Annotated in this window: 11 protein-coding genes and 1 riboswitch; of the genes, 3 read left to right on the top strand and 8 right to left on the bottom strand. The window is 66.0% G+C overall.

What is annotated here, in order from left to right; all coding sequences use genetic code 11:
* Window positions 1–56 precede the first annotated feature (56 nt).
* Window positions 57–1,157 (bottom strand): 3,4-dihydroxy-2-butanone-4-phosphate synthase, encoded by a 1,101-nt coding sequence (ribB, locus tag AC27VL_RS15880; RefSeq protein WP_488767303.1) that lies wholly within the window; start codon window positions 1,155–1,157, stop codon window positions 57–59.
* Entirely contained in the window at window positions 1,154–1,780 is a 627-nt protein-coding gene (locus AC27VL_RS15875; RefSeq protein WP_478035017.1) for a riboflavin synthase, read from the bottom strand. Before AC27VL_RS15875 ends, ribB begins: the two co-directional genes overlap by 4 nt.
* Window positions 1,781–1,857: 77 nt before the next feature.
* Window positions 1,858–2,004: riboswitch (FMN riboswitch) on the bottom strand.
* Between the two features lie 199 nt (window positions 2,005–2,203).
* Here AC27VL_RS15875 and AC27VL_RS15870 point away from each other — a divergent pair.
* From AC27VL_RS15870 to AC27VL_RS15860, 3 genes are all read left to right on the top strand, one after another.
* Window positions 2,204–2,827, top strand: coding sequence for an outer membrane beta-barrel protein (locus AC27VL_RS15870; protein ID WP_100551543.1), 624 nt, complete (start codon window positions 2,204–2,206; stop codon window positions 2,825–2,827).
* A 149-nt stretch (window positions 2,828–2,976) separates the two neighbouring features.
* Window positions 2,977–3,858 carry a hypothetical protein gene (locus tag AC27VL_RS15865; RefSeq protein WP_346559214.1) on the top strand — a complete coding sequence of 294 codons (882 nt, stop codon included), beginning with the start codon at window positions 2,977–2,979 and terminating at the stop codon, window positions 3,856–3,858.
* Between the two features lies 1 nt (window position 3,859).
* On the top strand, window positions 3,860–4,480 hold the full coding sequence (locus AC27VL_RS15860) for a hypothetical protein (protein WP_488767302.1): 621 nt from the start codon (window positions 3,860–3,862) through the stop codon (window positions 4,478–4,480).
* 63 nt (window positions 4,481–4,543) lie between these two features.
* Here the strand turns inward: AC27VL_RS15860 and ribD are convergent, their stop codons facing one another.
* From ribD to AC27VL_RS15830, 6 genes are all read right to left on the bottom strand, one after another.
* Complete coding sequence (gene ribD, locus AC27VL_RS15855; protein WP_488767301.1) at window positions 4,544–5,629, bottom strand: bifunctional diaminohydroxyphosphoribosylaminopyrimidine deaminase/5-amino-6-(5-phosphoribosylamino)uracil reductase RibD; 1,086 nt, start codon at window positions 5,627–5,629, stop codon at window positions 4,544–4,546.
* Window positions 5,630–5,781: 152 nt separating this feature from the next.
* Complete coding sequence (gene nrdR / locus AC27VL_RS15850; protein WP_089238721.1) at window positions 5,782–6,303, bottom strand: transcriptional regulator NrdR; 522 nt, start codon at window positions 6,301–6,303, stop codon at window positions 5,782–5,784.
* Between the two features lie 94 nt (window positions 6,304–6,397).
* Window positions 6,398–6,841, bottom strand: a complete 444-nt coding sequence (locus AC27VL_RS15845) for a hypothetical protein (RefSeq protein WP_488767300.1) — start codon at window positions 6,839–6,841, stop codon at window positions 6,398–6,400.
* 52 nt (window positions 6,842–6,893) lie between these two features.
* Window positions 6,894–7,322 carry a hypothetical protein gene (locus AC27VL_RS15840; protein ID WP_100551537.1) on the bottom strand — a complete coding sequence of 143 codons (429 nt, stop codon included), beginning with the start codon at window positions 7,320–7,322 and terminating at the stop codon, window positions 6,894–6,896.
* A 67-nt stretch (window positions 7,323–7,389) separates the two neighbouring features.
* Complete coding sequence (gene glyA / locus AC27VL_RS15835; RefSeq protein WP_488767299.1) at window positions 7,390–8,643, bottom strand: serine hydroxymethyltransferase; 1,254 nt, start codon at window positions 8,641–8,643, stop codon at window positions 7,390–7,392.
* Between the two features lie 255 nt (window positions 8,644–8,898).
* The gene (locus tag AC27VL_RS15830) at window positions 8,899–9,375 is read right to left on the bottom strand and encodes an RcnB family protein (RefSeq protein WP_100551535.1); all 477 of its coding nucleotides are present in this window, start codon (window positions 9,373–9,375) and stop codon (window positions 8,899–8,901) included.
* Between the last annotated feature and the right edge of the window lie 51 nt (window positions 9,376–9,426).

Below are 9,426 nucleotides of genomic sequence, written 5' to 3'. Positions count from 1 at the left end.
CCACCCACAAGGTGGCGTCGTGGGTTTCCCCCTTGTTTTCTTCCACGCCAAGGGGGTTACGGGGTGACCGTCTCCACCACTTCCAGGCCGTACCCGGCCAGGCCGATCTGGCGGCGCGGGGTGCCCAGCACGCGCAGCTTGCCCAGGCCCAGGTCGGACAGGATCTGCGCACCGGCACCGTTGCGGCGCCACTGGCTCACGTCCTTGTCCTTGCCCGGCACCACCGGCGCCGGCTGCTGGCGCAGGCGGGCCAGCAGGCCTTCGCCGTCGCGCGGGGCCTGCAGCACCACCATCACGCCGGCGCCTTCGGCATCGATCGCGCGTAGGGCATCGGTCGCGGCCACGCCGAAGTCGTCGCGACGCCAGTGCAGCAGGTCGGCCAACGGGTTTTCCACCTGCACGCGCACCAGGGTCGGGGTGTCGGCATCCGGGGTGCCACGGACCAGAGCGAAATGCAGGTCGTGGGCGATGCGGTCGCGGTAGGTGACCAGCTTGAACGGACCGAATTCGGTCTCGATCTCGCGCTCATCGACGCGCTCGACGGTCTTTTCGGTGGCCAGGCGGTAGGCGATCAGATCGGCGATGGAGCCCATCTTCAGGCCGTGCTCGCGGGCGAACACTTCCAGTTCCGGGCGGCGCGCCATGCTGCCGTCGGGGTTGAGGATCTCCACCAGCACGCCGGCCGGTTCGAGGCCCGCCAGCATGGCCAGGTCCGCGGCTGCTTCGGTGTGGCCGGCACGGGTCAGCACACCACCCGGCTGGGCGATCAGCGGGAAGATGTGGCCCGGCTGGTGCAGGTCGGCCGGCTTGGCGTTGGGCTTCACCGCGGTGCGGATGGTGTGCGCGCGGTCATGCGCCGAGATGCCGGTGGTGACACCTTCGGCGGCCTCGATGCTGACGGTGAAGTTGGTCTGGAACTGCGCGGTATTGGCCTGCACCATCGGCGCCAGGCCGAGGTCGGCGGCGCGGGTGCGGGTCAGCGGCAGGCACACCAGGCCGCGGCCGTGGGTGACCATGAAGTTGATGTCGCTGGCCTTGACCAGCTCGGCCGCCATGATCAGGTCGCCTTCGTTCTCGCGGTCTTCGTCATCGACGATGACGACCATGCGGCCCAGGCGGATGTCTTCCAGGATGTCGGGGATGGGGGCGAAGTTCATGGGGTATCTCCCTGTGGGTGCAGACCGTTGGTCGGCACACTGATCAGGCGTTCCACATAACGAGCGACCAGATCGATTTCAAGATTGATCGCGCTGCCCACGCCGGTGGCGGAGAACGCGGTATTGGCCACGGTGTGCGGGATCAGCGCCACTTCAAAGCCTTCGTCGTCCACTTCGTTGACGGTGAGGCTGACGCCGTCCACGCAGATGGAGCCCTTCTTGGCGATGTAGCGGCGCAGCGCGGCCGGCGCGGCGAAACGCCAACGCTGCGCGCGGGCATCTTCGTGGATGGACAGCACCTGGCCGAGGCCGTCGACGTGGCCGCTGACCAGGTGGCCGCCGAGGCGGTCGGTCGGGCGCATGGCACGTTCGAGGTTGATGACTGCACCTTCGGCCAGCTGGCCCAGCGTGGTCAGGCCCAGGGTCTCGGTGGACGCATCGGCCTGGAAGCTGCCGGCGTCGAACGCGATGACGGTGAGGCAGACGCCGTTGATGGCGATGCTCTCGCCCATCTGCACGTTGTCGAACGGCAGATTCCCGACGTTGAAGGTGAAGCGGACATCGCCGCCGATGGATTCGCGAGCGGCCAGACGGCCGACGCCTTCGATGATTCCAGTAAACAAGTAACGTTCTCCGCGAAAAGTGAGCGAAAAACGCCGCAAGGCAAACAGGCGGGCGCAGGGCCGCAAAGGCCCTGTGGCACCGTCTTCTTTCATCCGGACTATGACCGTCGGCTCCGGCATTGGACCGGATCTGCTGACCCCCGACGGTAAGGCCGGGGCGCTCGCGGGCTCGTGCTTGCGCACCTACCGCCGGTGGGGAATTGCACCCCGCCCTGAAGACGTTTGTGTACCGGCGAACCGGCCCGCCCAGTGTAACAGCCCGGGCTGAACGGGGTCGGATGACCCGGGGCGTGCCCTGGCCTGTGACGGCCGTCGCTCGCATTTCGTAAAACTTTCATTAAAATCGGCGCTCGGACGACATGAGGTCGCCACGGACTGCCGCACAGGTGGACCGCCAATGGACTGAAATTCACAGGAATTCCCATGCGCAAGATCCTGATCGTGGCCGCCCTGCTGGCCGCCGCCCCGTTCTCGGCCTCGGCCGACGCCCTGAGCTACACCTACGTTGAAGGCGGCTGGACCCAGGTCAAGACCGACGACGAAGCATTCAACGACCCGAAGGTCGATGGTGGCTATGTGCGCGGTTCGATCGCGCTGGCCGAGCAGGTGCACGTGTTCGGCGGCTGGAACTACGGCAGCAAGTCATACGACTACGACTACGGCTCGATGAAGCTGAAGTTGAACCAGCCGGAGCTGGGCGTCGGTTACCACATGCCCTTCAGTGATCGCGTCGATTACACCGCTGACATTGCCTGGGTCCGCCAGCAGGCGGAAGTGACCGTCAAGGACGTGGACTACGGCCGCTTCACCATCAAGGACCACACCAACCTGGTGCGTGCCACCATGGGCCTGCGTGGCAAGCCTTCGCGCATGACCGAAGCCTGGATCAAGGCCGGTTACATGGACGGCGGCAACGAGTTCAAGGGCACCTGGGTCGGCACCGTCGGCGGCCAGATCAACTTCACCCGCACCTGGGGTCTGGTCGGCGAGATCTCCGGCTACCGCGACGTCACCCAGTACTCGGCCGGCGTGCGCGCCAGCTTCTGATTGCCCGATCCTCGTCGTGTGATCGAACGGGTCCCGCAAGGGGCCCGTTTTTTGTTGGCCGCCGCGCGCAATATGCTTGGCTGTCGCGCACCATCGAATGCCATGGCAAGTGCGCTAGGCTTGCCGCCCTCTGGAACAGGAACACCGTCATGAAGACCCCGATCCGCGGCCTGCTGGCCACTGCACTGCTGTGCGCCCCGTTGTTCGCTTCGGCCGCACCGGCGCAGCTGACGCCGGAACAGACCTTCGACCTCTATGCACGCGCATTGCTGGAAGACGATGCCGCTGCCGCGCGCACGCTCAACGACGCGCTGAAGCCGGCCTTCGATGGCCAGGACTCGGTAACGCCGGTGCCGGGCATGATGGCCCTGGCCCTGGCCGAACCGTGGCAGACGGTGCTGGCCGTGGCCGGCGTGAAGGGCGATCCCGCAGCGGCCGAAGCGATGTACGCCAAGGCGCTGAAGGCCTCGCAGTGCCGTGCCACGCGCAGCACGGTGGAAGACAACGAGTACGTGGATGACCAGAAGATCGCCAAAGTCGATTTCAGCTGCCAGCTGGCCGACCTGGGCAGCGTGCAGCCGTTGTTCACTGCCAGCTTGACCAGTGATGTGCAGGCCACCCGCACCCGCTTCACCGAGGCCTATACCGAGGCCCTGAAGAGTGGCCCGCGCAAGGCAGTGGCCGGCACCCTGACCCTGTACACCGCCAAGGACAAGGGCTACTGGTACAGCAGCAACTTCGATGATCTGGTGGGCCCGGTGCTGGGTGCGCTGGCGCCGTTCGAAGAATGGATCCAGGACGTTGAAGCGGCCAAGGCACCGAAGGTGACCGGCGTGCCAGCCTGCGACCTGCTGCTGCAACAGCACCGCAGCTGCGTGGCGAAAATTGCGCCGGACCAGATCAGCGGTGTTGATGCGATGGCCGAAGAGCTGAAGGCCAAGACGCAGGTGATGTCGGCCGAGGAGATGACGCAGGAGTGCAAGTCGCTGCGGCCGATGGCCGAGATGATGTGGACCGACGAGTGCGCGTGAGGTGGTTCTGCTGAAACAACTGCGGCTGGCTGCGCTGCTGCTGGCCCCTGGTACTGCACTGGCGTCGGCACCTGCGCTGACGCCCGTGCAGGTATTCGACCTGTATGCACAGGTGATCGTGCACGGCGATGCAGCAGCACAGGCAACGCTGGCCCGCTATCTCGATACCGATAACGGGACTGCCCTCGCGGCGGCACTGGCGGGTGCAAGTCATCTGGACGAGGCGCCCGAACTGGCTGATTGGCCGAAGGCTGCGGCGGCGCTACGCAAGCGGCAGGCCTTAGTGCATTGCGCTACCGACAGCGTGCGCCATGCGCAGACCAGCAGCGCCGACGTCGACTATCGCTGCCACCTGCCCGACCTGTCGGCACTGCTACCCGTGTATCGACAGCATCCCGTGCCATTCAATGGGCCGCACCCGCCGCAGATGGCAAGTGAACTGGCGATGGCATATACGCAGATGATCGCCGTGGCACCCGACCGGGAACGAACCATCACGGTGTCGTTCAAGCGCGACCATGATGGTGGCGCCTGGCACGTACAGAACCCAACGCCGCTGATGAGCGGACTGGCGGATGCGTTCCTGCCGTTCTTCGAGTGGAACGAGCACCTGCCGAATTGAAAAAGGGACGGAGGGGATTAAGTCGTTTGTGGCATAAACGACTTAATCCCCTCCGTCCCTTTTTCAGGGGCGCAGCAGCAGACGCAGATCCTCACCCACCTGGCGCTGATCGACCACGCGCAGGCGGCGCTGCTGGTCCATCGCGTCGATGCCAAGACCAGCCAGCAGCGGGCGGCCGCTGTCGCCGAGCAGCGTCGGCGCCTGGTACAGCAGCAGCTCGTCCACCCAGCCACCGCGCAGCAGCGCACCGGCCAGCGTCGCGCCGGCTTCGGTGTGCACTTCGTTGATGCCGCGTTCGGCCAGCAGCGCCAGAACCGCGCCCAGATCCAGGCGGCCGTGACGCACGGCCACGCTGGCGAATGCCGCGTCGGCTGCGTCGGGCGGGCTGATCATCGCATCGTGCAGGTACAGCGTCGGTGCCCCACCCTCGCGCACACGGCTGCATTCCAGCGAGCGCAGGCGCGAATCCAGCACCACGCGCAGTGGTGGCATCACCTCGGTGTCGGCCAAGCGCACGGTCAACATCGGGTCGTCGGCGATCACGGTGTCGGCACCGGTCAGGATCGCACCAGCGCGCGCGCGCCAGTGCTGCACGTCCTCGCGCGCGGCGGGCCCGGTGATCCACTTCGAGCTGCCGTCGGCCATCGCGGTACGGCCATCCAGGCTGGCCGCCAGCTTCACCCGCAGCCACGGACGATTGCGCTCCACGCGCGACAGGAAGCCCCTGTTGAGTTCGCGCGCCTGCTCGGCCATCAAGCCCTCGGCGACCTCGATGCCAGCTTCGCGCAGCAGATCGAAACCACCGCCATCCACTTTCGGGAACGGGTCGCGCATCGCGGCCACAACACGCGACACGCCGGCGTCTATCAGCGCCAACGCGCACGGCGGCGTGCGTCCGTAATGCGCGCACGGTTCCAGGGTGACGTAGGCGGTGGCGCCACGCGCGTCGGTGCCGGCCTCGCGCAATGCGAACACTTCGGCATGCGGGCCGCCGGCACGCTGGTGCCAGCCCTGCCCGACCACGCGCTCGCCATGGGCGATCACACAGCCGACCATCGGATTGGGACGGGTGGTATACGCACCACGCTCGGCGAGCCGCAATGCGGTGGCCATGTGCAGGTGGTCAAGGACGGTGAACGATGTGCTCATGCCACCATGGTAGCGCCGTTGGTATGGATCCACGCCATGCGTGGATGGACGGCACGACGCCAGCCAAGGTTGGCAGAGTCCAGTAGATCCACGCCATGCGTGGATGGCGGCACAGCGCCAACCAAGGTTGGCATCTACCAGAGCAACGGGCGTCAGCCCTTCTTCTTCTTGGTCAGGGCGATCACATCGCCCAGCAGCTGCAATTGTTCGGTGCTCGACGGCAGGTCGCGTTCGAGCTTCTCGATCTCCTCGCGGAAATCGGCCACGTCCTCGAAGCTGCGGTAGACCGAGGCGAAACGCACATAACCAACATGGTCGAGCTTGCGCAGTTCATTCATGACGAACTCGCCAACCTTGATCGAGGGCACTTCGCGTTCGCCGCTGATACGCAGCTGATGCACCACCGCGCGTACCGCCGCTTCGATCTTCTCTTCCGGCACCGCGCGCTTCTGCAGCGCTCGGTCAAAGCCGGCGCGGACCTTGCGGGCATCGAAGGCTTCGCGGGTGCCATCGCTCTTGACGATGGCCGGCAGCTTCAGTTCAACGGTTTCCAAAGTACTGAAGCGTTCGCTGCACGCCTCGCACTCACGCCGACGACGAATCGTCGCGCCGTCTTCGGAGACGCGCGAATCGATGACCCGTGTATCGGCATGCTGGCAGAAGGGGCAATGCATTGAACGCCTGGCTCGGGGAAATACCTGCTGCCACGGTCGTGGCAGCGTCGCAACGGTACCTGAGAAGGGGTTTTGCAGCAAATGCAGGCGGCGATCAGCCTTGTCCGGCAAGGCCCGGAGCGCGACGCAGCCACACCAGATGCGCAGCCGGTACCAGCAACGGCACGCCCAGTACCAGATACCCCAGCACCTGCCAGGGGCTGCCGGCAAACAGGCTGAAAAGCACGACGCCGACCACGGCCAGTGCCGCGATGGCGCCAAGCACCAGCCCGATCCATGGCAGCGCTGGTGACTGCCGCACGCCATCGCGCCCCCGCCGCAGGTAACGGATGCTGAGCCACAGCCATGCCAGCAACCCGGCAATGCCGGCACTCGCCCACAGGAACAGCACGGCACCTTCGTCGCCGCGCATCAGTCCATGACGGACCAGAAAGGTGTAGATGCCGAACGCGGCGACGCCACCACCGGCCACCAATGCAGGCAATCCCAGCAGCAGGCATTGGGCGATATACAGGCGTTTGTGCAGACGCTCATCCATGCGTTCGAATCTCTTTTAAGGTCGCTCGCTTCAAGCGCTAAGGTCGCTCGCTTCAAGCGCGCGGTCGCAGCCACAAAAGCATGGCGGCCGGAACCAGCAGCGAAGGCCCCGTCAGCAGCAGACCCAATCCCTCAACGCCGTGTGTGATTCCCAGCCACAGCCCCATGCCCAACAGCGGCAGCGCCGCGAGCATGCCAAGCAGCAGCGCGCCCCACTGCACCCGGCTGCGGGTGCGCAGTGCGCTGCGTCCTCCAAACAGGTATCCACAACTGAGATCGAGCCAAGCAAGGCAACCGGCGAGGCCGGCCAATCCCCACACCAGCATCAACGCCTGGCTGGGCAGATCGACAGTGCCGTCGGCGAGTGAAAGCACGCTTCCCGCCATGCCGATCACCGCCATCGCCCCGCCGAACAGCACGCTGGGTGCACCCAACGGCACCGCCAGCGCTGCATAGAGATACTTGAGGCGGCGCTCATCCATGCGCGGTACTCAGGTGCCCGGGGTCAGAGCCCTTCCCACAAGGAAGGGATCCGACCCCAGTGCCCGATCAACCGTAAACCGGGTACTTGCGGCACTGCGCGCTGACGGCATCGCGCACGCGGGCAATGACGGCTTCATCGGCCGGCGCGTCGAGCACGTCGGCGATCCAGTTGGCCAGGTCCACGCAGTCCTGTTCCACATAACCACGAGTGGTCACCGCCGGAGTGCCCAGGCGCAGGCCCGAGGTCACGAACGGCGAACGCGGGTCGTTCGGCACCGAGTTCTTGTTGACGGTGATGTGGGCCTTGCCCAGCGCGGCTTCCGCGTCCTTGCCGGACACGTCCTTGCCGATCATGTCGACCAGCATCAGGTGGTTCTGGGTACCGCCGGAGACGATCTTGTAGCCGCGCGCGATCAGCGTGTTGGCCATCGCCTGGGCGTTCTTCACCACCTGCTGCTGGTAAGTCTTGAAGCCAGGCTCCAGTGCTTCCTTGAAGGCCACGGCCTTGCCGGCGATGACATGCATCAGCGGACCGCCCTGGATGCCCGGGAACACGATCGACTGCAGCTTCTTGACCAGGTCCTCGTCGGCGCCCTTGGCGACGATGAAGCCGCCGCGCGGGCCGCGCAGGGTCTTGTGGGTGGTCGAGGTGACCACGTGGGCATGTTCCAGCGGGCTCGGGTAGACCCCAGCGGCAACCAGGCCGGCAACGTGCGCCATGTCGACGAACAGGTAGGCACCGACCTTGTCGGCGATGGCGCGGAAGCGCGCCCAGTCGATCACCTGCGAGTAGGCCGAGAAGCCGGCCACGACCATCTTCGGCTTGTGCTCCAGGGCCAGGCGCTCGACTTCGTCATAATCGATCAGGCCCTGGTCGTTGACGCCGTACTGCACGGCGTTGAACAGCTTGCCCGAGGCGTTGACCTTGGCGCCGTGGGTGAGGTGGCCGCCGTGGGCCAGGCTCATGCCGAGGATGGTGTCACCCGGCTGCAGCAGCGCGAAGTACACGGCCTGGTTGGCCTGCGAGCCGCTGTGCGGCTGCACGTTGGCATAGTCCGCGTCGAACAGCTGCTTGAGGCGGTCGATCGCCAGCTGCTCGGCGATGTCCACGTATTCGCAGCCACCGTAGTAGCGCTTGCCCGGGTAGCCTTCGGCGTACTTGTTGGTCAGCTGGCTGCCCTGTGCTTCCATCACCGCCGGGCTGGTGTAGTTCTCGCTGGCGATCAGCTCGACGTGGTCTTCCTGGCGCTGGGTCTCAGCGGCGATGGCCTTGGCCAGTTCGGGATCGTAGGTTTCGATGCGGACGTCACGCGGGAACATCGGGTACTCCAGCAGGCGGGGAAAGGGGTACGACTCAGCCCTTGATTGTAGCCCCGCCCCGGCCTGCTGGGGCCGAAACGGGCCCGTATGGTCTGCAATCCCCGGGCAAGCCGGCGGCTGTGGCGGATCATCCACGCATGGCGTGGATCTACTGCCGGTTCTCCCGTAGATCCACGCCATGCGTGGATGACGATGGCAGGACGACAAAAGGCGCCCTCAGGCGCCCTTCGTCCTTGCGCGTGCCGGCTGCGATCCTCAGCGGTTGCTGACGATGTAGTCGGCGATGATGCCGCTGGCGATGGCCACCAGCAGCATGTTGCCGCGGTCATCGCGGATCCACTGGTGGCCGTACGGCGGGCGGCGCAGCTGGTAGCGCGGGTAGTCGTTCACCACGTAGATCGGGCCACGGTAGTAATCGCGGTAGCGGTGGCCGCGCTGCCAGCCATAGCCATGGCCGGGCCGGTAGCCGGGGCTGTAGACCACGCGCGGCGGCGGCGGTGCCGGACGGTAGTAGCCATGGTCGTAGCGGCGATCGTGACGGTAATCGCGGCGCGCTTCGCGGCGGTCGCGTTCCCAGTCGCGACGGTCGTGACGCCATTCCCGGCGATCCTCGCGCCACTCACGGCGATCATGGTCGCGGCCACGGTGGTCGTTGTCGGCAAAGGCCGGGGCGATGGCACCCAGCGCCAGTACGGAGGCCACGGCGCCGGCCATGAGTCGATGGAGTTGCATGGGAGACCTCTGCTGGGTGGGTGGTGATCCCATCTTGCGCATGCGATCTGA

This window comes from Stenotrophomonas sp. 14P6.2.3 (genome assembly GCF_057799055.1).
The sequence above is the reverse complement of the archived record's forward strand: the minus strand, read 5'-3'. Positions and strand labels throughout refer to the sequence as shown.